Source organism: Streptomyces sp. NBC_00344, from assembly GCF_036088315.1.
Taxonomy (GTDB): Bacteria; Actinomycetota; Actinomycetes; order Streptomycetales; family Streptomycetaceae; genus Streptomyces.
In genome coordinates this window covers 4,907,610-4,930,025 of the sequence record NZ_CP107996.1, presented here as the reverse complement: position 1 = coordinate 4,930,025, position 22,416 = coordinate 4,907,610, and the positions used below count along the sequence as shown (strand labels likewise).

Annotated in this window: 18 protein-coding genes and 1 pseudogene; 8 read left to right on the top strand and 11 right to left on the bottom strand. The window is 69.3% G+C overall.

The features are described 5' to 3' along the window. Position 1: 1 nt before the first annotated feature. From OHS16_RS22180 to OHS16_RS22170, 3 genes are read right to left on the bottom strand one after another with little or no spacing between them, the layout of a single operon-like run. Complete coding sequence (locus OHS16_RS22180) at positions 2-880, bottom strand: HAD family hydrolase (RefSeq protein ID WP_328538982.1); 879 nt, start codon at positions 878-880, stop codon at positions 2-4. Next, a complete protein-coding gene (locus tag OHS16_RS22175) occupies positions 877-3,312 on the bottom strand; it encodes a phosphoribosyltransferase (protein WP_328538981.1) in 2,436 nt (811 codons plus the stop codon). The genes OHS16_RS22180 and OHS16_RS22175 overlap by 4 nt, the downstream gene beginning before the upstream one ends. Continuing rightward, positions 3,312-4,475 (bottom strand): HpcH/HpaI aldolase/citrate lyase family protein, encoded by a 1,164-nt coding sequence (locus OHS16_RS22170; protein ID WP_328538980.1) that lies wholly within the window; start codon positions 4,473-4,475, stop codon positions 3,312-3,314. The genes OHS16_RS22175 and OHS16_RS22170 overlap by 1 nt, the downstream gene beginning before the upstream one ends. 202 nt (positions 4,476-4,677) lie before the next feature. Here OHS16_RS22170 and OHS16_RS22165 point away from each other — a divergent pair, with 202 nt between their 5' ends. Then, complete coding sequence (locus OHS16_RS22165) at positions 4,678-5,448, top strand: TerD family protein (protein WP_328538979.1); 771 nt, start codon at positions 4,678-4,680, stop codon at positions 5,446-5,448. Positions 5,449-5,528: 80 nt separating this feature from the next. Here the strand turns inward: OHS16_RS22165 and OHS16_RS22160 are convergent, their stop codons facing one another. The 6 genes from OHS16_RS22160 to OHS16_RS22135 all read right to left on the bottom strand — a co-directional run bounded on the left by OHS16_RS22160 (position 5,529) and on the right by OHS16_RS22135 (position 10,193). Beyond that, positions 5,529-6,266: a TerD family protein gene (locus OHS16_RS22160; protein WP_328538978.1), complete on the bottom strand. Its 738-nt coding sequence runs from the start codon at positions 6,264-6,266 to the stop codon at positions 5,529-5,531. A 123-nt stretch (positions 6,267-6,389) separates the two neighbouring features. Beyond that, positions 6,390-7,520, bottom strand: coding sequence for a DUF475 domain-containing protein (locus OHS16_RS22155; protein ID WP_328538977.1), 1,131 nt, complete (start codon positions 7,518-7,520; stop codon positions 6,390-6,392). A gap of 138 nt (positions 7,521-7,658) precedes the next feature. Further along, entirely contained in the window at positions 7,659-8,234 is a 576-nt protein-coding gene (locus tag OHS16_RS22150; protein WP_328538976.1) for a TerD family protein, read from the bottom strand. Between the two features lie 176 nt (positions 8,235-8,410). After that, positions 8,411-8,986, bottom strand: coding sequence for a TerD family protein (locus OHS16_RS22145; protein ID WP_328538975.1), 576 nt, complete (start codon positions 8,984-8,986; stop codon positions 8,411-8,413). 124 nt (positions 8,987-9,110) lie between these two features. After that, positions 9,111-9,569, bottom strand: coding sequence for a peroxiredoxin (locus OHS16_RS22140; RefSeq protein WP_328538974.1), 459 nt, complete (start codon positions 9,567-9,569; stop codon positions 9,111-9,113). Between the two features lie 183 nt (positions 9,570-9,752). Further along, positions 9,753-10,193, bottom strand: coding sequence for a DUF3052 domain-containing protein (locus OHS16_RS22135; protein WP_328538973.1), 441 nt, complete (start codon positions 10,191-10,193; stop codon positions 9,753-9,755). A gap of 432 nt (positions 10,194-10,625) precedes the next feature. Between OHS16_RS22135 and aceE the strand changes: the two genes are divergently transcribed. From aceE to OHS16_RS22115, 4 genes are all read left to right on the top strand, one after another. Continuing rightward, on the top strand, positions 10,626-13,367 hold the full coding sequence (gene aceE, locus OHS16_RS22130) for a pyruvate dehydrogenase (acetyl-transferring), homodimeric type (RefSeq protein ID WP_328538972.1): 2,742 nt from the start codon (positions 10,626-10,628) through the stop codon (positions 13,365-13,367). Positions 13,368-13,448: 81 nt separating this feature from the next. Next, positions 13,449-14,285 (top strand): potassium channel family protein, encoded by an 837-nt coding sequence (locus tag OHS16_RS22125; RefSeq protein WP_328538971.1) that lies wholly within the window; start codon positions 13,449-13,451, stop codon positions 14,283-14,285. A 198-nt stretch (positions 14,286-14,483) separates the two neighbouring features. Beyond that, positions 14,484-15,428 (top strand): RNA polymerase sigma factor SigJ, encoded by a 945-nt coding sequence (gene sigJ, locus OHS16_RS22120; protein ID WP_328538970.1) that lies wholly within the window; start codon positions 14,484-14,486, stop codon positions 15,426-15,428. A 93-nt stretch (positions 15,429-15,521) separates the two neighbouring features. Then, positions 15,522-16,718: an NAD(P)/FAD-dependent oxidoreductase gene (locus OHS16_RS22115; RefSeq protein WP_328538969.1), complete on the top strand. Its 1,197-nt coding sequence runs from the start codon at positions 15,522-15,524 to the stop codon at positions 16,716-16,718. A 280-nt stretch (positions 16,719-16,998) separates the two neighbouring features. Here OHS16_RS22115 and OHS16_RS22110 read toward each other — a convergent pair whose 3' ends face one another. Together OHS16_RS22110 and OHS16_RS22105 are read right to left on the bottom strand one after the other, a co-directional pair. Continuing rightward, on the bottom strand, positions 16,999-17,379 hold the full coding sequence (locus tag OHS16_RS22110) for a peptidase inhibitor family I36 protein (protein ID WP_328538968.1): 381 nt from the start codon (positions 17,377-17,379) through the stop codon (positions 16,999-17,001). A gap of 237 nt (positions 17,380-17,616) precedes the next feature. Next, a pseudogene (locus OHS16_RS22105) lies at positions 17,617-19,234 on the bottom strand (MFS transporter); the annotation flags it as partial. Positions 19,235-19,361: 127 nt separating this feature from the next. Between OHS16_RS22105 and OHS16_RS22100 the strand changes: the two are divergent. The 3 genes from OHS16_RS22100 (at position 19,362) to OHS16_RS22090 (ending at position 22,266) form a co-directional block, all read left to right on the top strand. Beyond that, entirely contained in the window at positions 19,362-20,042 is a 681-nt protein-coding gene (locus OHS16_RS22100) for a TetR/AcrR family transcriptional regulator (RefSeq protein WP_328538966.1), read from the top strand. A gap of 85 nt (positions 20,043-20,127) precedes the next feature. Continuing rightward, complete coding sequence (locus OHS16_RS22095; protein WP_328538965.1) at positions 20,128-21,312, top strand: alpha/beta hydrolase; 1,185 nt, start codon at positions 20,128-20,130, stop codon at positions 21,310-21,312. Positions 21,313-21,411: 99 nt separating this feature from the next. After that, on the top strand, positions 21,412-22,266 hold the full coding sequence (locus tag OHS16_RS22090) for a DUF4429 domain-containing protein (RefSeq protein ID WP_328538964.1): 855 nt from the start codon (positions 21,412-21,414) through the stop codon (positions 22,264-22,266). The last annotated feature ends 150 nt before the right edge of the window (positions 22,267-22,416 follow it).

Here is a 22,416-nt window from a genome sequence, read left to right as displayed (position 1 = left end):
TTCAGCTCCCGGCCAGGTCCCCCGCCCGGTTCCGCCTCCGGCCCCCCTCCCGGTCCTCCGGGTAGCGCTCGACCGCGTCGCCGAAGGCCCGCAGGATCTCCTCACCGGCCGCGACCCCGCGGCTGGTCGTCGCGTCGACGTGAGGGGCGTTCCAGGCGGTGTCGGCGAGTTCACCGTGGGCGGGGCGCCAGCCTCGGTCCGCGGCCGTCAACAGGTCCGCGTCCAGCAGTGAATCGCCTGCTGCCAGGGTGAGTTCGGCGCCGGTGCGCGCCGCCACCTCGCGCACGGCGGCGCTCTTGGTGAGCGGTTTCGGCACGGCGTAGAGCTTGCGGCCCTGCAGTGACACCGTCCAGCCACGACGCTGCGCCCAGGCGGCGAGCTCCGTCACCCAGCTGTCGGGCAGCAGGGCCCGCTCGACGACCAGGTAGGCGAAGAGGTCCTCGGCGATGCGTTCCTTGAGCAGCCAGGCCGGGTCGGCGGTGGAGACCAGATGGGCGCGTACCTCGGCCAGCGAGGCGCATTCATCGGCGAGCCGCTTGGCCACCCGGTCCCGCCAGCCGGGGTCGGAGACGCCGTCGACCAGCAGATGTCCGCCGTTGGCGCAGATCGCGAACCGCGGTGGCGGGCACGGCAGATGGATGCGGTGGTACTGCTCCCGGGTGCGGGTGGTGGTCGGTACGAAGACGGTACCGGCGGCGAGCCTGCCCAGCAGACCGGCCGCGGTCTCCGTCATGTAGGAGAGGGGCTTGCTCCCGTACACCTCCACGCACAGCAGTCTGGGCGCGTCCGCGTCGGGCATCGTCAGGTCCAGGGCGGCCGTCGAGTAGATCAGGGTGCGGTCGAGGTCACTGGCGACCAGGACGGGCGGGTAGGCGGTCACTCGGCCACCACCGCGGTGCCGTCGGCGCCGGTCGCGCCCCGGGTGAAACGCGGGTGGATCAGGCCGACGCACGTGTAGGGAAGCCCGTCGACCTCCTCGACCGGTACACCGCGCTGTTCGGCGAGCAGCCGCACATGGTCGAGGTCGGCGCCCGCGCCGCTTCGCGCCAGGATCTTCCAGGGGACGCGGCGCAGCAGCACCCGGGTGGTCTCGCCGACACCCGGCTTCACGAGGTTGACGTCATGGATGCCGTACTCCTCGCTGATCCGCTCGACGGCGGCCCAGCCCTCCCAGGTCGGTGCACGCTCCGCCGAGAGCAGTTCCTTCACCTCGGCTTCCACTGCCCCGGTCACCTCGTCGAAACGCGCGGCGACGGTGTCGATGAAGTCGTTCGAGACATCGGACGCGGCCAGCTCGCGGTAGAACTTCGCGCCGTGGAAGTCGTCGGGTCCGACCAGATCGGCCCGCAGCACGGTGCGGGAGATGAGCCCGGAGACCGTCGAGTTGAGACAGGCGGAGGGGATGAGGAAGTCCTCGCGGGTGCCGTAGGTCCTGACGCAGCCGCCGGGGTCGGCGAGGACCGCGATCTCCGGGTCGAATCCCGGGAACTCCCGCAGAGCGTCGGCCAGTTCGCGGGTGATCGCGCCCTTGCCCGTCCAGCCGTCCACGAAGACCACATCGGCCGGGTCGTGGTGCGCGGCCAGCCAGCGCAGCGCGTTGGCGTCGATGCCACGTCCCCGCACGATGGACACCGCGTAGTGGGGCAGATCGATGCCGTGCCGGTGCTGCGCCCAGCGGCGCATCAGTACACCGACCGGGGTGCCCGCCCGGGCGAGGGACACCAGCACCGGCCGGGGGGACCGCTCGGCGAGCACCGTCTCGGTGACGGTGCCGACGGCCCGCGCGATCCGCGCGGCCGATGTCTCCAGCGCCGCCCGGAAGAGTTCCTGGTACCGCTCGCTCGGCTGGTACTCGACGGGCAGCGATTCGGCGTAGTGCGCGCCACCCGCCTGGATCGCCTCCTCGCGCTCCTCGGTGGGCGCCTCGAGTTCCACGCCGGACATGTCCTGGAGCAGCCAGCCGACGTCCTGCGCCGCGTACGACGAGAAGGCGGGGCCACGCAACGGCTGGGGCATACGGACCGCTTTCTGGTTCTGCCGGTCGGGTGTGTACGAGGGCACGACGGCGAGCAGTACCTGCGGGACCTCCGCGCCGAGCTGGGCCAGCAGCCCGCCGGGGGCGTGCAGTTCGGGGGTGTCGGCGGCGGAGTCGACCACCACGACGACCGCGTCGAAGTCTCCGTTGGTGACGTTGTAGGCGTAGCGCTCGCCGGGTCCGTCGGCGGGGTTGTCGTGTGCCGGGAAGACCAGCCTGGTCCGTATCGCGTAGCCGGGGTCGTCCACCGCGAGCACCGGTGAGCGGGTGGTGGTCGAGAAGCGCACGTCGCGCCCTGTCCTCTCGAGTGCGAGAGCGAGCCTGAGCGGGGCGTACATCAGCTCCTCGAAGCCGAGGACCAGGATGCGTGAGGCGTCCGCGGAGAGCCCCTGCGCCAGTCGCGACGCCATGTCGGGCAGTGCGGCCTCCAGCCGGCCGCGGTGTTCGGGGGTGAAGCCGTGCCGGGCGCCGTCCGGCACTCCGGCAGGCCAGCCGATGCCGATCCGCACCGGCTCGCTGCCGGGGCCGTCTGCCGCCCCGGGCTCCTCGTCCGCGGGGTGCTCGGCGACGAGTCGCTGCCCCTTCTCGAGTACGCCGTCCGGCAGCCGTACGGTGCCCCGGGCCGTGGTCACCAGGTCCACCCGGGCGCCGATGTCCCGTGCGAGGGTGTCCAGCCGTCCGAGGTCGGACTCCGACCTCATGTCCACCAGCGCGACGATCACATAGCGTTCGCGCGGATAGCGCTCGTGCAGGGCGCGGATGGTGTTGAGCACCGTGTTGCCGGTGGAGAACTCGTCGTCGACCAGGATCAGCGGGCCGCCGCCGGCCAGCAGGTCCGGGTTCTCGGGGAGCAGCAGGTGGGAGGTGGCATGGGAGTGCGCCTCCTCGAAGCCGCCGGCCTGGGCGACGCCGGTGACCGGGCGCCGGGTGGAGTGCAGGCAGGCAGCGAGAGCCACTCCGTCGGCGACGGAGTGGCCGAGTCCGGTCGCGGTCTCCGCGTATCCGAGGACGACCGCCCTGGCGGCGTCCTCGTCGCCGAGCAGCTCCCGCACCCGGCGGCCGAGCCGGTGGCCGTGTCCGTACACCGTGGACGGCCGCTGCGGCACGTGTTTGCCCAGCACGTTCGACACCAGCAGATGGGCCCGCTTGGGATTGCGCCGCAGCGCGAGGCCGAGCAGGTCCCGGAGGGTGTCGTCCCCGACGAGCTCGACGCCGAGCCTGCGTGCGACCCAGGTTCCCGACCAGACCACGTTGTCCGTCCTTCTCACAGGCCGCATCAGCCGGGAAGCCCGGCGGTCAGCAGCTCGACAAAACCGATGTCTTCCCTGGCCACGCCGAAGGCCTCGGCCCGCAGCAGCGTGCGTTCGGCCCATGCCCGGTGCGGCTTCACCTCGTTCATCTTGTTGGTGTAGGCGGAGCGCAGCACCCCGCCGCCTTCGCGCTCCGGTCGCAGGATGTCCTCCGCGTCACTGAATTCCTCGTGGCTGACCACGGAAAGGGCGTGCACCGGCACCACATGCGAGGGGTGGATGCAGGTCTTGCCGAGCAGTCCGTTGGCGCGGTCGAGTCCGATCTCGCGCAGCAGCCCGTCCAGGTCGTGCTCGATCAGGGTGGTCCTCAGCTGGTCGGCGCGGCTCTCCGTGAAGGGGCTGCGGCGCAGCTGCGGTTTGAACATCCGCTCCTGGACCCTGAAGTACTCCCAGACCGGTCCGGTGATGGTGAAGCCGGTGCCGTCCGAGCGGCCCAGCACGTTCACCACGTCGCCTATGACGGCGGCGACGATCTGGACGTCGTACGCGGTCATGTCGGGGGTCCTGCGCAGTCCGTACGCCGAGCAGAAATCGGTGACGCCCAGGCGCAGTGCGAGGACGCGGTCGCGGTACTTGTCGACGAGGCGGGCGATTCCGGCGAGGGTGTCGGCCCGGGTCTCCAGATGCAGCAGTTCGGGCGATTCGAGTACCGGCATCGCGAAGAGCCGGCGGTCGCTCGCGCTCTCCGCGGCGCCGAGCGCCTCCAGAAAGGCGGTTCCGCGCTCTTCGGTGAATTTCGGCAGTACGAATCCGGACAGCAGCCGGGCCGAGCCGCCGAGCCTGCGGACCAGGTCGGGTATCTGCCCGGGCTCGCGGACCCGGATGAAGAGCAGGGGCACCTCGCCGCCCCTGGCATCGAGGTCGGCGAACTGTCGCACCAGGTTGGCCTCACCGCCCGCCACCTCCGCGTCGTCGATGGAATCCTCCAGGCAGAGCACCATGGAGACCACGCCGCGCCCCGCCTGCTTCATCACGTCGTCTGCGAGCGCGGGCCGGGTGGCCGGACTGTAGAGGGTGGCTCCGAGGGCGGCGGCCAGTATGCCGGGCGGGGAGGCGGCATCGAATCCGGCCGGCTCCCGGTGGAACAGTCCCTCACGGACGACGGGCGGTATATGCCCGAAATGACGCATAAAATTCCCCCCGGGCTGCGTATGCGTTCCTGATGACGTGTGGCCGGTAATAGTACGTAAGGACGGATGTCGCTGGTTCCCTCGCCGGTGAACTTCAGGTGACCCCCCGCTTCCGGGGACCACATACCCGGCGACAGACCGGACACGTCGGAATGCGCCCCCGCGTTGTCCGCACCCCCGCGGGGGAGGCAGGATGGCCGGCATGACGCACGCGATGCTGAAGGGCTCGAACGTTCCGCTGGACGCCATGGCCGTACGGGCCGTCCTCCGCTGGACCCCGGGCCCCGACGTCCCCGACATCGACGCATCGGCCCTGCTGCTGGGTCCTGGCGCTCGTGTGCGATCCGACGAGGACTTCGTCTTCTACAACCAGCCACGCCACCCTTCCGGCCTGGTGCGGCGGCTGCCCAAGAAACGCGTCACCGAAGGGCTCACCGACACCATCGAGGCGGATCTGGCAGCCCTGGACCACTCGGTCGAACAGGTGGTGCTGGCCGCGTCCACGGATGACGCGCCCTTCCTGGCCGTCCGGGACCTGCGGATCCTGCTGTACGACGCCGCGGTGCCCGCCGACGGTGGAGCACCCGCGCTCGCGGTGTTCGACATACAGCCGGAGACCGGCCTGGAGACCGCGATGATCTGCGGTGAGCTCTACCGCCGCGGGGACGGCTGGAAGTTCCGGGCGGTGGGCCAGGGCTATCCGACGGGCCTCGTCGGTCTTGCCACCGCGTACGGCATCTCGGTGGACGAGACCGAGCCCGCCGCGGGGGCGGTGTCGGGGCCACGACAGCCTGAGCCTTCGGGGCCGGCAGCCGGACCGCGCCAGCGGGAGCCCGCCGCGAACCAGGACCAGGCCGCCACCGCGGCCTTCCCGCCGCCTCCGCAGTCCCCGCCCGCGTACGGATATCCGCAGCCCGCCGCCGCGCCGCAGCTCGTGCTGCCGCCGATGGGCCCGCAGTTCCTGCCCAGGTAGGCCCCTGACCGCACGGGGCCTCCCGACAGGTCTCGCACAGCGGCAGCAGGACCCCGAGCGGCCCCGGACCCGCCCGGGGCTCAGATCTTCGTCTTGTAACCGCGGCCCCACTGCAGCCCCCACCCGTAGAGCCGGTCCAGCTCGGCCTGGAAGCCGTACACGAACTTCACCTCGCGCCGGACGACCAGGTCCCCCTTGACGTTCTCCACGGAGAGAACCGCGCAGGAACGGGCCTGCGGGTGCCGCTCGTCGAGCTGGATCTCGATCCGCGGACCGTTACTGGGGTAGAGCGTCACGACCGCGTGGGTACGATCGAAGGCCGGCGTCTGGTCGTAGATGTAGACGAAGACCAGCAGCCGCTTGATCTCCTCGCGGTGATCGAGGTTGACGAAGATCGTCTCGCCGGACGGCGCCCCGAACCTGTCGTCTCCGCTGAGCTGCACATACGGCGGTTCGTTGAGACCGCCGAACAGGCCGCCCAGTGGCTGCACCACGCCCTTGCTGCCGTCGTTGAGCTCGTAGAGGCACCCCAGGTCGAGGTCGACGTTGACGACGCCCTGGGTGTGCGCCTGGACCACATCGGGCTGGAACATCTTGAAGGGGTGCCGGAGCAGGCCGCCGCTCTGCCGGTTCCGGCCGCCGATGTCCGATGTCCGCATCCGCCAGGACAGGTTGACGCGCAGGTTTCCCGTGCTCGCGCCCTGTTTGGTGAGCGAGACAACCGGGTGCCGTTTGGTGAGTTCGATGGAGTTGGAAGCGGAACTTCCCGAATCGAAATGCTGCGCGTTCCCCCGTCGCAGACCGTCCCAGAACGCCATGCGCGCTCCACCCCCAGATGTCTCGGTGACTGTTCCCCGGCCCTTCCCGCACGCGGGCGGGGCGGCCGGAAGGCTGATGCTTCCCGACCGCCCCGTTGAGAGCGTTCCGCAATCCCGTACGGGTCACACCCCGGACGGGACTTCCGTCTCTCCGCCGCCCTCCGCCGCGATCCGCTGGTTGCGGCGGACCGATGACCAGAAGGACCAGGCGATCAGCACGACACCGACGAGACCGGTGATGACCTCGTTGATCTCGTACTGGATGGTGACGAGCAGGATGACCGACAGCGCACCGATCGCGTAGTGCGCGCCGTGCTCCAGGAACACGTAGTCGTCCAGGGTGCCCTGGCGGACCAGGTACACGGTGAGCGACCTGACGTACATGGCGCCGATACCGAGGCCGAGGGCCATCAGCACGATGTCGTTGGTGATGGCGAAGGCGCCGATGACACCGTCGAAGGAGAAGGACGCGTCCAGAACCTCGAGGTAGAGGAACATGAAGAAGGCGGCCTTGCCGGCCAGGACGACCGCGGCGACGTTCGAGCCGGACTTCCTGGCAGCTTCCTCGGCTTCCTGCTCACGCTCCTCCTCTTCCTCGAGACGGTTCTCGAAGTAGCCGGAGAGTCCCCCCACCACGAGATAGGTGATCAGACCGGCGATCCCCGAGATCAGGACCGTCTGTCCCTTGTCCGCGTGTACGCCGCCGTGCTGGTGGGCGTGGGTCGCGAAGGTCATGGACGCGATCAGCAGCACGATCAGCGCGATGCAGACCGAGAGCATGTCGACCTTGCCGAGCTTGGCCAGCGGACGCTCGATCCAGCGCAGCCACTGCACATCCCGGTCCTCGAAGATGAAGTCGAGGAAGATCATCATCAGGAACATGCCACCGAAGGCGGCGATCGAGGGATGCGCGTCGGTCACCAGCTGCTGGTAGTGGTCCTTCTCGTTCACCGCCAGCTTGACCGCCTCGATCGGATTGATCTTGGCGCTGATGGCGACCACCAGAACGGGGAAGATCAGTCGCATGCCGAAGACGGCGATGAGCACACCGACCGTGAGGAAGATCTTCTGCCAGAAGGCATTCATCTTCTTCAGGATTCCGGCGTTGATCACCGCGTTGTCGAAGGACAGTGAGATCTCGAGGACGCCCAGGATCGCCACAATGCCCAGGGCGGTCCATCCGTCGTAGATCACCGCCACGGCCAAACCGATCACGGTGATCACGAATGACCACCCGAAGGTCTTCAGAAGCACTGGCTACCCCATCGTGTGTGTACGGGTTCCCCCGCGCCGTGCGCGGCGTAACGCGGCATTCTCCCGGGGTACCGCCCCCGGACCTCCAGCACGAAATCCCGGAGGCCTCCCGGACTTGAACTGTGCCGGAAGAATGCTTTAGGAAACATTGACCCCGAAGTCTAGGGCGATGCCGCGGAGCCCCGACGCGTACCCCTGCCCAACGGCACGGAACTTCCACTCCCCGCCATAGCGGTAGAGCTCACCGAAGATCATCGCGGTCTCGGTCGACGCGTCCTCGCTCAGGTCGTACCGGGCCAGCTCCTGGCCGTCCGCCTGGTTCACCACACGGATGAAGGCGTTCGCCACCTGCCCGAACGTCTGCCCGCGGCTGTCCGCGTCGTGGATCGACACCGGGAAGACGATCTTGTCGCAGTGCGCGGGCACCGCCGAGAGGTCGACGATGATCGACTCGTCGTCGCCCTCGCCCTCGCCGGTGAGGTTGTCACCGGTGTGCTCCACCGAGCCGTCGGGGCTGGTCAGCTGGTTGTAGAAAATGAACCACTCGTCGCCGAGCACCCGGCCGGACTGGCACAGCAGCGCGCTGGCGTCGAGGTCGAAGTCTGCTCCGGTGGTGGATCGTGCGTCCCAGCCGAGACCGACCAGCACTTGTGTGAGGTTCGGTGCGGCCTTGGAGAGGGAGACATTGCCTCCCTTGGCGAGCGTGACGCCCATGATCGTGGTCCTCCCCGAGATGACGAACGGTTGGCGAGCGCGTCCGGCGCCGCACTGGGTGCGACGCCGGACGAAGGATTTCTGCTGGTGCCGTTCCCGGCAGTCCTGCCGGGAACGGCACCCGTGCCGCGGCGGGGGTGTTCGCCCCCGTGGGGCGACACCTGCCCGCCACGGCGCTAGACGTTGACGCCGAAGTCCTGAGCGATACCGCGCAGACCTGAGGCATACCCCTGGCCGATGGCCCGGAACTTCCACTCCGCGCCGTTGCGGTAAAGCTCGCCGAAGACCATCGCGGTCTCGGTCGACGCGTCCTCGCTCAGGTCGTAACGCGCCAGCTCGGAGTTGTCGGCCTGGTTCACCACGCGGATGTACGCGTTGCGGACCTGGCCGAAGCTCTGCTGGCGGCTCTCGGCCTCGTAGATCGAGACCGGGAAGACGATCTTGGAGACATCGGCGGGGACACCCGCGAGGTTCACCTTGATGACCTCGTCGTCGCCCTCGCCCTCACCGGTGAGGTTGTCACCGGTGTGCTCCACCGAGCCGTCGGGGCTCTTGAGGTTGTTGAAGAAGACGAAGTTCGAGTCGTTGGCGACCTTGCCCTCTTCGTTCGTCAGCAGAGCGCTGGCGTCGAGGTCGAAGTCACCACCGGTGGTGGTGCGTGCGTCCCAGCCGAGACCGACGATGACCGCGGTCAGATTGGGTGCGGCCTTGGTCAGCGAGACGTTGCCGCCCTTGCTGAGGCTGACTCCCACGAGTCCTCCCAATTGGTGTCGAGGGGCCGAGGAGGGCCCTTGCCCCCGTTTTTACGTGGCATCGGATCAACGAATCGATCCTAGTGACCGGTTCCCGGCCACGGCAGACTCTTGACCGGCCGGCTCAGAGGGTGTCGAGCGCCTTGACGTACTCGTTCAGGTCACGCGCGTCGGGCAGACCGTTGACCACGGTCCAGCGGACGACGCCCTCCTTGTCGATGATGAAGGTTCCGCGCACCGCGCACCCCTTGCCCTCGTCGAAGACGCCGTATGCCCGCGAGGCCTCGCCGTGCGGCCAGAAGTCCGACAGCAGCGGGTACTCGAGCCCCTCCTGCTCCGCGAAGACGCGAAGGGTGTGGATGGAGTCGTTGGAGACCGCGAGCAGCTGCACGTCGTCGTTGACGAACGTCGGCAGCTCGTCACGGAGCGCACAGAGTTCGCCGGTGCAGACACCCGTGAAGGCGAAGGGATAGAAGAGGAGCACCACGTTCTTCTCACCACGGAAGTCCGACAGCCTGACGGTCCGGCCGTGGTTGTCCTTGAGCTCGAAATCCGGGGCCTTGGTGCCGACCTCGATCGTCATGAAAACGCATCCCTTCGGTGGGGCCATTCGAATGATGTCCACCCTAGAGGGGAGCGAGCGGGCTCCGTACGTCCGCAGCCCCTCCGCCGTACCACCGCGTCCGGGCGGGGCCCCGCGGGCCCGGACGTACGGCAGAGCCCCCGCCGGTGACTACCGGCGGGGGCTCTCGGGGCTCATGGCGACTCAGCGCTTGCCGGACTTGGCCACCTTCGGGGTGATCAGACGGCTGCCCGTCCAGTCCTTGCCGGCGTTGATGCTCTTGGTCTGGGCCAGACCGGCGGTCTGAGCGGCCTCGTTGATGTCGCTCGGCTCGACGTAACCGTCACGGCCGGTCTTGGGGGTCAGCAGCCATACCGCGCCGCCGTCGTCGACCAGACCGATGGCGTCCACCAGCGCGTCCGTAAGGTCGCCGTCGTCCTCGCGGAACCACAGAACGACGGCGTCAGCCACATCGTCGTAGTCCTCGTCGACGAGTTCCTGGCCGATGACACTCTCAATACCCTCACGGAGTTCCTGCTCGACGTCGTCGTCGTAGCCGATCTCCTGGACCACCTGTCCGGGCTCGAACCCCAGGCGTGCTGCCTGGTTGGTCCGCTCCTCCGCGTGGTCCGCGGTCGCGCTCACGGTTTGCCTCCTGATCGTTTTTGGAATTGCGTCAGCCACGCGCGGGCGCGGGGCGTTGGCCGTAGTCCACACGGATGGGACCGATCGCGCAAGTACCCAGCGGCCGAGACAGCCGAAACGGTGACGATTCGATGCACCTCACCGCAACTCCGAGCGGGCCTGGACGCCCCTGCGTGACGTGCGCCACACTGTTCATCCGGGTTTGTGAGGTTCCGCGGCTTCGGTACGCCAATCGGGACCGAACGGGCTTTGGGAACACTTGAGCGTGCCGGGCGTAAGATTGCGATTTGGCCCGACCCATCCCGCGCCTTCGGACGGGAAATCTCGTCGAGGGGTGGTTACCCCTCGGTAGAGATGACGTAGAAGTCTTCGCGGTACACGATGGAGGCGGCGTACACCCCGTACTGCACGACCGAACAGCGAAGGAAAAGCGTGGCTTCCGGATCCGATCGCAACCCGATCATCATTGGCGGCCTTCCGAGCCAGGTCCCGGACTTCGATCCGGAAGAAACCCAGGAATGGCTCGACTCACTCGACGCCGCCGTCGACGAGCGTGGTCGCGACCGCGCCCGCTACCTGATGCTCCGCCTGATCGAGCGCGCACGCGAGAAGCGCGTGGCCGTGCCCGAGATGCGCAGCACGGACTACGTCAACACCATCGCCACCAAGGACGAGCCCTTCTTCCCCGGCAACGAGGAGATCGAGCGCAAGGTCCTCAACGCCACCCGCTGGAACGCCGCGGTGATGGTCTCGCGCGCCCAGCGTCCCGGAATCGGGGTCGGTGGCCACATCGCCACCTTCGCCTCGTCGGCCTCGCTGTACGACGTGGGCTTCAACCACTTCTTCCGCGGCAAGGACGACGGCCTCGGTGGGGACCAGGTCTTCTTCCAGGGTCACGCGTCCCCCGGCATCTACGCCCGCGCCTTCCTTCTCGACCGGCTCTCCGAGCAGCAGCTCGACGGTTTCCGCCAGGAGAAGTCGAAGGCGCCGAACGCCCTGTCGAGCTATCCGCACCCCCGGTCGATGCCGGACTTCTGGGAGTTCCCGACCGTCTCCATGGGTCTCGGCCCGCTCGGTGCGATCTACCAGGCACGGATGAACCGCTACATGGAGGCGCGCGGTATCGCCGACACCTCCACGTCACATGTCTGGGCCTACCTGGGCGACGGTGAGATGGACGAGCCCGAGTCGCTCGGCCAGCTGTCCATCGCCGCCCGCGAGGGGCTGGACAACCTCACCTTCGTGGTGAACTGCAACCTTCAGCGGCTCGACGGCCCGGTGCGCGGCAACGGCAAGATCATCCAGGAGCTGGAATCGCAGTTCCGCGGCGCCGGCTGGAACGTCATCAAGCTGATCTGGGACCGCAGCTGGGACCCGCTGCTCGCCCAGGACCGCACCGGCATTCTGGTCAACAAGCTGAACACCACGCCGGACGGGCAGTTCCAGACATACGCGACCGAGACCGGCGCCTACATCCGTGAGCACTTCTTCGGCGACGACCAGCGGCTGCGCTCCATGGTCGAGGGCATGACCGACGAGCAGATCCTGCACCTCGGCCGCGGCGGCCACGACCACCGGAAGGTCTTCGCGGCCTATACGGCGGCCAAGGCCCACAAGGGTCAGCCGACGGTGATCCTCGCCCAGACCATCAAGGGCTGGACACTGGGCCCGAACTTCGAGGGCCGCAACGCGACCCACCAGATGAAGAAGCTGACGGCCGACGACCTGAAGCGCTTCCGTGACCGGCTGCATCTGCCGATCGCTGACAAGGAGCTCGAGGACGGCAACCCGCCGTACTACCACCCGGGGCGGGACTCCGAAGAGATCCAGTACATGCACGAGCACCGCAAGGCGTGCGGTGGTTACGTACCGACCAGGGTGGTGCGCGCCAAGCCGCTGCCGCTGCCGGACGACAAGGCGTACGCGACCGCGAAGAAGGGCTCGGGCCAGCAGTCGATCGCCACCACCATGGCGTTTGTCCGCGTCCTGAAGGACCTCATGCGGGACAAGGAGATCGGCAAGCGCTTCGTGCTGATCGCCCCCGATGAGTACCGCACATTCGGCATGGATGCCTTCTTCCCGAGCGCGAAGATCTACAACCCGCTCGGCCAGCAGTACGAGTCCGTCGACCGCGAGCTGCTGCTCGCGTACAAGGAGTCGCCGACCGGTCAGATGCTGCACGACGGCATCTCCGAGGCCGGCTGTACGGCGTCGCTGATCGCTGCCGGTTCCGCGTACGCCACCCATGGCGAACCGCTGATCCCGGTGTATGTCTTCTACTCGATGTTCGGTTTCCAGCGGACCGGCGACCAGTTCTGGCAGATGGCCGACCAGCTCGCCCGCGGCTTCGTGCTGGGCGCCACGGCCGGCCGCACCACGCTGACCGGTGAGGGTCTGCAGCACGCGGACGGTCACTCCCAGCTGCTGGCGTCGACCAACCCGGCCTGTGTCGCGTACGACCCGGCCTACGGATACGAGATCGCGCACATCGTCAAGGACGGTCTGCGCCGGATGTACGGCGGGACGCCCGAGGAGAACGAGGACGTCTTCTACTACCTCACCGTCTACAACGAGCCGATCCAGCATCCGGCGGAGCCGGCCGGCGTGGACGTCGACGGCATCCTCAAGGGCATCCACCGCATCAGTGCGGGCGAGCAGGGCCGGATCCCGGCCCAGATCATGGCGTCCGGTGTCGCGGTCCCGTGGGCGATCGAGGCCCAGCGGATCCTCGCCGCCGAGTGGAACGTGAAGGCCGATGTCTGGTCCGCCACGTCCTGGAACGAGCTGCGCCGGGAGGCGGTCGATGTGGAGCGGCACAACCTGCTCCACCCCGAGGAGGAGCAGCGCGTCCCGTACGTCACGCGGAAGCTCGCCGATGCCGAGGGCCCGTTCGTGGCCGTCTCGGACTGGATGCGCGCGGTGCCCGACCAGATCTCGCGCTGGGTCCCCGGCGCGTACCAGTCGCTGGGTGCGGACGGCTTCGGTTTCGCCGACACCCGGGGTGCGGCACGGCGCTTCTTCCACATCGACGCGCAGTCGATCGTGCTCGCGGTGCTCACGGAGCTCGCCAAGGAGGGCAGGATCGACCGCTCGGCGCTGAAGCAGGCGCTCGACCGCTACCAGTTGCTGGAGGTGGCCGCGGCCGACCCGGGCGCGGCGGGCGGCGACGCGTAGGTTCGCCGGTACATCATCACCGCGGCGGGCGGCGGGGCCCTGGGGTCCCGCCGCCCGCCGCGGTTCTTTACGATGCGCTGCATGAAGCAGCAACCGGCCCAGATGCGCTGGGAGCGGCGCACCCAGTGGCCCCTGCTGGCGCTGGCCATCGCTTTCGCCGTCGCCTACGCCGTCCCGATCATCCAGCCTGATTCCCACTCCGCGTGGATATCGGCCTGCACGGTCACCGAGTGGGTGGTGTGGGCGGCGTTCGCCGTCGACTACGCGGTGCGTCTCGCGCTGACACCGGACCGGAAGTTCTTCATCCGGACCCACTGGCTCGATCTGCTGGCGGTACTGCTGCCGCTCGCCCGGCCGCTGCGGCTGCTGCGGCTCGTGTCCACACTGGCCCTGGTCGGGCGGCGGGCCAGGATGGCCCCCCAGATACAGCTGACGACCTATGTGGGCGGCGCGGTGGTGGGGCTGCTGATGTTCGGGTCCCTTGCCGTGCTGGAGGTCGAGCGGAACGCGCCGAACGGCAACATCCGGACGCTCGGCGACGCGGTGTGGTGGTCGTTCACCACGATGACGACGGTGGGCTACGGGGACCACTCCCCCACGACGGGTCTCGGTCGCGTGGTCGCGGTGGGGCTGATGATCTCGGGGATCGCGCTGCTCGGGGTGGTGACCGCGAACATCGCTGCCTGGTTCATCTCCCGCTTCGAGCGGGACGACGAGGAGGAGCACCGGCGGATCGCGGCGATCGAGGCGCTCACCGCGGAGGTGGTCGCGCTGCGCACGGCCGTGGCGGCGCTGTCCGGCGAGCCCGGCTCCGGAAGGGCCATGGGCCTGCCCCACCCGCCCCCTGCCACCGCCGGGAGCGGTACCCCGGCCGGGGCGGATGCCGCCGGCCGGCTGCCGGCACCGTCCGGTGAGTGAGCGGGGAGCGGCCGGGGCCGGTCAGTTCTCCCGGGGCTGAGGCGCGGTTGCACCGAACTGCGGGGACTCATCCCGTGGGCTCGGGAGGGAGGACCGCCTCCCCCCGGGTTGGCCAACTGCGTCCGGGGAGCCGAACAGCACCGGTCGAGCAGCGGCGCGGCCCAGGTCCGTGGCGCCGCGGGAGCTAGGATCCGGGCCATGGCTCTGACCATGAACGACATGGACCGGTTCGAAGCCTCCATGCCTCGCCTGGAGGCCATCGCCTACCGCCTCCTCGGCTCCGCGAGCGATGCCGAGGACGCCGTACAGGACACGTTCCTGCGCTGGCAGGCCGCCGACATCGGCCGCATCGAGGTCCCCGAGGCCTGGCTGACGAAGGTCCTCACCAACCTGTGCCTCAACCAGCTCACCTCGGCCCGCGCCCGGCGCGAGACCTATGTGGGCCAATGGCTGCCCGAGCCGCTGCTCGCCGGGGACCCGATGCTCGGCCCGGCCGACACTTCCGAGCAGCGCGAATCCGTCTCGTTCGCGGTTCTCACCCTCATGGAGCGTCTCTCCCCCAACGAGCGGGTGGTGTACGTACTGCGGGAGGCCTTCGACTACCCGCACCGGCAGATCGCGGAGATCCTCGACATCACCGAGGCCGCAAGCCAGCAGATCTACCACCGCGCCAAGAAGCACGTGGCGGACGGCAAGGCCCGGACCGAGATCGACGAGGCCGCCGCCCGGCGGATCGTCGAGGAGTTCCTCGCGGCCGCCACCAGCGGCCGGACCGAGCCGCTCGTGCGGCTGCTCACCGAAGATGCCATCGCGATCGGCGACGGCGGCGGGAAGGTCCCGGCCCGCGCCAAGGCGTTCGAGGGTGCCCTCGCGGTCGCGACGTTCATGCGGGGCCTGTTCAAGCCCGGCAAGGCCAAGCGCGCCATCGTCGGCGGCTCCCCCGAGGTCTACGTCACGACCGCCAACGGCGCCCCCGCCCTCGTGGCTGTCTTCGACGGCCGGGTCATCGGCGTCATGTGCCTGGAGATCACCGCCGCGGGCATCGCCGCGTTCCGCAACCAGGTCAACCCCGACAAGCTCGAACGCGCGACCCGGCGGTGGGTGGCCGCCGACCATGGAGAACCCCTGCTCATCGCCTTCTGACCGCGATGTGAGGTGCTTCACATCGCACCCCTGTCAGGAATCGGCGGGCTGTCCGGTTCAAGTGGCGAACCCGCGCGAGACAGGAGCAGGGAAATGAAGCACCGAATCATCGTCCTCGGAGCCGGATACACCGGAGCCATCGCCGCCGGTCGCCTCGCCAAGCGGCTGCGCCGCGAGGACGTCACCATCACCCTCGTCAACGCCGAGCCGGACTTCGTCGAGCGCGTCCGGATGCACCAGTTGGCGGTAGGCCAGGACCTCGCGCCCCGGCCGTTCAGCGAGATGTTCGCGGGCACCGGCGTCGAGTTGAAGCTCGCGGAGGTCACTGCTGTTGACGTCGACCGCAGGACCGTCGCCATCACCGACGCGAACGGCGCCGAGGAACTGGCGTACGACAGCCTCGTGTACGCCCTCGGCAGCAGCTGGAACACCAGAGGCGTCCCCGGCACCGCCGAGCACGCCCACGAGATCGCCGGCCGCCCCGGAGCGCTCCGCCTGCGCGAGCGGTTGGCCGGACTGGCCGCCGGACAGCCGGTGGTCGTCGTCGGCGGTGGCCTCACCGGCCTGGAGGCGGCGACCGAGATCGCTGAGGCCCGCCCGGACCTCGACGTTGCCCTCGCCTCCCGTGGCGGGCTCGGCGACTGGCTCTCCCCCAAGGGCCGCCGGCACCTGCGGAAGGTGTTCGACAAGCTCGGCATCACCGTCCACGAGCACGCCGCCGTCACCGGAGTCGAGGCCGACCGCATCGCCACCGCCGACGGGAAGTCCGTCCCGACCGCGGTCACCGTGTGGACTGCCGGCTTCGCGGTCCACCCGATCGCGAAGGCCACCGCACTGGAGGTCACCGGCGCAGGCCAGATCGTGGTCGACGGGACCATGCGCTCGGTCTCGCACCCGGATGTGTACGCCATCGGCGACGCGGCCATGGCCATGGGCCCCGGCGACAAGCCGCTGCGGATGTCGTGCGCATCGGGCACCCCCGCCGCATGGCAGGCCGCCGACGCCATCGCGGCACGCCTGACCGACGGGAAGCTCCCGAACGCGCCGCTCCGCTACTTCAACCAGTGCATCTCACTGGGCCGCAAGGAAGGCCTGATCCAGTACGTCACCGCCGACGACCGTGCCGTCCGGGCGGCTCTGACCGGACGGTTCGCCGCCGTCTACAAGGAGCTGGTCTGCAAAGGCGCGGCCTGGGGCGTGGCCAATCCGACGCTCGGGATGCCGGCCCGGCGCCGCCGCGTCGTGCAGGAGGGGGGCCGGGCCGACTCGGCCGCCAGGGCATCGGCCTGACCCGGCCGTGCTCCTGCGGGCCTTGGACGAGAACGCGGACCCCGGCGCCGAACAGGTGGGTGAAACCGCGCAGCTCGGACCACGGGCACGTGGCCCGAGGCACGCACGAGGGGTGTGCGAGCTGATGTACGGCACTGGCCTTTCGGATCCGGTCCCGGCTCGCGTTCAGCCGGCCGGCGGCCCGCTCGTCGCGAGCCGTGCGGCCCTTGCGGACCACGGTGTCACGAACGGATCGGGCGGCGAACCGGCAGGTGAGAGCCGCTTTCAGCCGGTGATCCGGTCAGCTCTCCCAGATCTTGAACGCCCTTACCTGATAAGGCGATCGAGGCAGCCAGGTGCCCCCGCCGGGATACGTGGCGAACTCCCCCGTCTCCGCACACTCCGCGGACTGGTACGTCGTGACGGGCCGCCCGGTGCGGTTGGCCAGCGACTGGACGGTGGTTCCGGCGGGGAGAGCCGTACAGCTCTCGATCTCCGCCCCGGAGAGTTCGACGTTCCGGCGGGTGCCCTTGAAGTCGGCCCGCTCCCAGAGGCAGAGCTGACCGGCCGCGCAGTCCCCGAGACGGATGTGGGCGAGCGCCGGTGCGGGCAGCGGTGCGAGCACCGCCGCCGTCAGAAGGGCGGCCAGGACGGCCTTGCGCTGGGTGGAAGTGCTGTTCATGGTGCATCCCCCGGTTCGTGCGGATCAGTTGTCCGCAGCCTGGGCCGCCCGGAGGCGCCGGCGGAAGGGGTGGCGGTGAGCACCACCCGGATAGGCGACAGCCCCGCCGGATGTCTCCGACGGGGCTGTTGATGCCCGGGGTTGACGCGGACCGGCGTGAGCCGGAGGGCTCACGCGGACCGGCCGGGCCGGGGCGCGTTCGGACGTGAGCCGCGCCCGAACGGGGTCCGGATGCGGGCCGCGCCCGGCCCTGGCCTCAGATGTGGGCCGCGCCGGCGCCGGCTTCGGCGTTCTCGCCGCGCTTGGTGAGCAGTGCGACGAAGATCGCCACTGCGGCGACCCCGGCCGCGACCAGGCAGGCCAGGCCCATGCCCGAGATGAAGGTGTCGTGGGCGACATCCGTGATCTTCGCGGCGATCGCCGCCGGGGTGTTCGGTGCCACCGGAGCGCTGCCGACCTGGACCGCCTGCGAGGCCTGGTCCAGCTGATCGGACGTGAGCGGCGGGAGCTTGGCCGCGGCCCAGTTGTCCGGCAGCGCGCTGTCGACCTTCGATGCCATGACGGCGCCGAGCACCGCTGTGCCGAGGCTGCCGCCGATCTGCATGGCGGCCTGCTGCAGACCGCCCGCCACACCGGAGAGTTCCATCGGGGCGTGACCGACGATGACTTCGGTCGCGCCCACCATGACCGGCGCGAGGCCGAGACCGAGCAGGGCGAACCAGATCGACATGGCAGCACTGCCGGTGTCGGTCTCCAGCGTGGACATGCCGTACATGGCCACAGCCGTGAGGAGCATGCCGCCGGCCAGCGGGATGCGCGGGCCCAGCTTGGTGATCACCGCGCCGGCCAGCGGGGAGCCGACGATCATCATGCCGGTGAGCGGCAGCAGATGGAGACCGGCGTCGACCGGGCTCATGCCGTGCACGTTCTGCAGATAGAAGGTGACGAAGAACAGACCGCCCATGAAGGCGATGGCCATCAGGACCATCAGGACCACACCGGCCGACAGCGGCACGGAGCGGAACAGGCCCAGCGGGATGAGCGGTTCCGCGACCCGCGTCTCCCAGAACGCGAACAGAGCGAAGCAGACCAGCGAGGCGGCCAGGAAGGCCCAGACCTTGCCGTCGCCCCAGCCCCAGGCGGGAGCCTTGATGAGCGCCCAGACCAGGCAGAACATCGCCGCGGAGAGCAGCACGATGCCGAGGATGTCGAAGGACCTCGGGGCGTTCGCGGCGCGGTGGTCCTTGAGGATCACCACGCCCATGAGGAGCGCCACCACGCCGACCGGCACGTTGATGAAGAAGACCGACTGCCAGCTGACGTGCTGGACGAGCAGGCCGCCGATGATCGGGCCACCGGCTGTGGAGGCACCGATGACCATGCCCCAGAGACCGATGGCCATGTTGAGCTTCTCGGCGGGGAACGTCGCCCGCAGCAGACCGAGCGCGGCCGGCATCAGCAGAGCGCCGAACAGGCCCTGGAGCACGCGGAAGGTGACGACCAGGGTGACACTGCCGGAGAAGCCGATGGCACAGGAGGCGGTGGCGAAGCCCACCACGCCGATGAGGAAGGTCTGCCGGTGCCCGAAGCGGTCGCCGAGCTTGCCCGCGGTGATCAGTGTCACGGCGAGCGCGAGGAAGTAGCCGTTGGTGATCCACTGGACCTGCGCGAAGGTCGCGCCGAGGTCCTTCTGGATGGCGGGGTTGGCGATCGCGACGATCGTGCCGTCGAGCGCGACCATCATCACGCCGATGGCAACGGAGATCAGCGTCAGCCAAGGGTGGCCACGGAGCCCCTTGGCCGGTGGGCCCACGGCATCCTGCGGCGCCTGTTCGACAGTGGTCTGACTAGTCATACGGGTCAGATTAGTGTCAGTCTCTGACAGTTGACCAACCAATTCACAAGTCGGTCGCTGTCACGTAGCTCACAGGTAATCTGAAGAGCTCCGGACAAAGCTGCGAAAACGGAAAGAGGTCCCATAGGTGGCGATCGAGCAGACGCACCCGCCGGCGCAGGGTGCGCCGACCGGACTGCGGGAGCGCAAGAAGCAGCGCACCCGTGACGCTCTGCTGAGGGTCGCGCTCGAACTGTTCACGGCCCAGGGGTACGAGCACACGACCATCGACGAGATCACCGAGGCCGTCGAGGTCTCCCAGCGCACCTTCTTCCGGTACTTCGCCGGCAAGGAGGAAGCGGCCTTCGCCGTACAGGACCTGGTGGAGTCCCACTACGTCTCGGCACTGACCGCCCGGCCCTCCGCGGAAAGCCCCTTCGAGGCCATGCGCAACGCCGTCCTCACCTCCTGGGACAGCGTCGGCCAGGCCATCGAGAACCTCGTACCGGTCGAGCTGTACCTGCGGACGTACCAGATGATCGAGTCGTCGCCCGCCCTGCTGGCGATTCACCTCCGCCGCTCGTCCGAGATGGAGGAGAAGATCGCCCGCCTGATCGCCGAGCGCGAGGGCCTCGACGTGGACAGTGACCCCCGGCCGCGCGTGGCGGTGGCCGCGTTCACCGGAGTGATGCGGGTGACCGGTCAGCTCTGGGGCAGAGGGCAGGACGTCAGCATCGCGGCCATGCGCGAGCTGACCGTGACCTATCTCGACCAGATCGGGCCCGCGCTGAGCGGGAACTGGCGTACGACAGACGCACACGGTACGTAGCCAACCGGATGCATTCCCACCATGGAACGTGATGTCCGTCACTGACGTCGCGAGGGGCCCTCCGCGTCTCCTAGGGTGGGCCTCAGTGACTTCCTTCGACTCCTCCCCCACTCTCACCGTCTGGCGCACTCTGCTCGCGCTCGCGGTGGTGTTCGTCATGCTGGCCACGACCGGATGGACCGCGACCCACCACCACAGGACCCCCGGCGCCCGCGAGGCCTCGCTCGCCGCCTGGGGCCGTGGCACCGTCGCCGGTCATCAACTGCCGTCGCCCGCCGCGTCGCCGTCCCGGCTCGCGCATTTCTTCGCCTCGCTGAGCACCACACAGCGCACTCGCCTCGCGGACCGCTATCCGCTGGTCGTGGGCAACCTCAACGGCGCCCCGGTGACCCTGCGCTACCACGCGAACCGTTCCGCACTGGAGCAGGCCCGCACCGTGGAACGCCGGCGGCTCACGGACTCCACGCTGAGCGCCGACGGACACCAGGACGCCGTACGTACCTACGACCGGTACTCGGCGCTGCTGCAGGACGGCCGGCAGATCCTGGCGTTCGACCCGGCGGGTACCGGCCGGGTCGCCGAGGTCTTCGGCAATCTGCAGCGCGCCCAGCACATCTCGGTCGTCGTGCCCGGAGTCGACACCAATCTGCTGACCTTCCAGCGGGCCCAGCGCCCGTACTCGGCACCGGTGGGCATGGCCAAGTCGCTGTACGCCGCCGAGCACACCACAAGCCCGGGCGCCCATACGGCAGTTATCGCCTGGGCCGACTTCACTTCGCCGGTCGGGGTCGGAGTCGACGCCGCCATCGGCCGGCTCGCCGAGGACGGTGCCGTACGGCTGCACGCACTGGTCGACGCCCTGCCGGGGAACGCACCGGTTGCGCTGATCTGCCACAGCTACGGGTCGGTGGTGTGCGGGGTGGCCGCGCACGACATGTCCACCAGGGTCAGCGACATCGCGGTCGCCGGAAGCCCGGGGATGCGGACCGGGAGCGCCGCGGGGCTGGACACCGACGCCCGGGTGTGGGCGATGCGGGACAGCGACGACTGGATCCAGGACGTGCCGCATCTGGACGTCGGCGGCCTCGGGCACGGCGCAGACCCCGTGTCCTCCGGCTTCGGCGCCCGAGTGGTCTCGGCGGGCGGTGCGCACGGCCACGCAGGCTACTTCGAGCCGGGCACCGAAAGTCTCAGCAACTTCGCCGCAGTGGGTACCGGGAAGTTCGCCTCCGTGAGCTGTGCGGACGGCAGGGACTCCTGTCACAGCTGATTTTGCGGTGACGGAGGGGACGGACGCGCGTAGAAGCCGGTGAATCCGGTCCCGCGCCGAGGGGCGACGCGCGGGCGCACGCCCCCTACGATGTGGCACATGGGTGATGTGCTGGCGGGAATTCAAGCCACCTGGGAGTTCGCGACAGACTCCGTGCTCATCCGCTTCGAACGGGGGATCCGCACGCCGAAGCTGTTCACGGCGCTGCGCGGGCGGCGTATCCCGCACGAAGCGCTGGAGTCCGTGACTCTCAGAGGGGGCAGACGCGGGACGGTGGTGCTGCAGGCGGTGCCGCGCGCCGGCGCGGATCCGCTGATGGAGGCGGCGTCCGGCCAGCTGAAGGAGGCGTGCGACCCGTACCGGCTGGTGCTGCCCGCGGAGCGGGTGACGCTCGCGGAGTACTACGCCGAGGAGCTTGCCGCCCGTCTGACCCCGGACGCCAAGGAGCCGGCCGAGCGCTTTCTGGTGGCAGCCCCGGAGGGGCCTCTGCACTTCAAGGCCTACGACGGCAAGGCGTCCTTCGACGGCAAGCAGGTGTCGTTCAGGTGGTCGTGGACAGGGGCCTCGTCCGCCAAGTGGAAGTGCGGCGACCAGCGGATTCCGGTGACGGACCTGACCGGCGTCGACTGGCGCTCCCCGGAGGCCCTGGACGGCTATCTGCGACTGCTCAAACGCGGCGACGGCGGTGCCGCGCAAGCGGACCAGGACCCCTCCGCGGTGGTCTTCGGGCTCGGCTACGGACCCGTGCACGAGTCACTGCCCTTCGCCGCCGCCGTACTGGGAGCGGCGAGGAACGCCAGGACCGCTCCGGTTCCGGTTCCAGTGGCCGCCGGGAGGCGTGATCCCGCCGATATCGCCGAGCGGATACGGCACTTGGCAGAACTGCACCACTCCGGTCTGGTGACCGACGAGGAGTTCACCGCCAAGAAGTCGGAACTGCTCGCCGAACTGTAGGGAGCCCGGGTGCGTCGCGTTGTCCCGCGCCGGCCCCGGGACTGCGCTCCATACCGGGGCCGGCGCTTCACACCGGAGTCACTCTCCGTGCGTGCGGCACCGCGGGGCACCGGCCCGGGAATGCGGGAACAGCCCGCCGGGCGGCCTCGG

Excerpts from the sequence above, each read along its gene's own strand:
- OHS16_RS22175 (WP_328538981.1), bottom strand. The coding sequence starts at position 3,312 with ATGCGGCCTGTGAGAAGGACGGACAACGTGGTCTGGTCGGGAACCTGG.
- OHS16_RS22170 (WP_328538980.1), bottom strand. The coding sequence starts at position 4,475 with ATGCGTCATTTCGGGCATATACCGCCCGTCGTCCGTGAGGGACTGTTC.
- OHS16_RS22165 (WP_328538979.1), top strand. The coding sequence starts at position 4,678 with ATGACGCACGCGATGCTGAAGGGCTCGAACGTTCCGCTGGACGCCATG.
- OHS16_RS22160 (WP_328538978.1), bottom strand. The coding sequence starts at position 6,266 with ATGGCGTTCTGGGACGGTCTGCGACGGGGGAACGCGCAGCATTTCGAT.
- OHS16_RS22150 (WP_328538976.1), bottom strand. The coding sequence starts at position 8,234 with ATGGGCGTCACGCTCGCCAAGGGAGGCAATGTCTCCCTCTCCAAGGCC.
- OHS16_RS22140 (WP_328538974.1), bottom strand. The coding sequence starts at position 9,569 with ATGACGATCGAGGTCGGCACCAAGGCCCCGGATTTCGAGCTCAAGGAC.
- OHS16_RS22125 (WP_328538971.1), top strand. The coding sequence starts at position 13,449 with ATGAAGCAGCAACCGGCCCAGATGCGCTGGGAGCGGCGCACCCAGTGG.
- sigJ (WP_328538970.1), top strand. The coding sequence starts at position 14,484 with ATGGCTCTGACCATGAACGACATGGACCGGTTCGAAGCCTCCATGCCT.
- OHS16_RS22115 (WP_328538969.1), top strand. The coding sequence starts at position 15,522 with ATGAAGCACCGAATCATCGTCCTCGGAGCCGGATACACCGGAGCCATC.
- OHS16_RS22110 (WP_328538968.1), bottom strand. The coding sequence starts at position 17,379 with ATGAACAGCACTTCCACCCAGCGCAAGGCCGTCCTGGCCGCCCTTCTG.
- OHS16_RS22090 (WP_328538964.1), top strand. The coding sequence starts at position 21,412 with ATGGGTGATGTGCTGGCGGGAATTCAAGCCACCTGGGAGTTCGCGACA.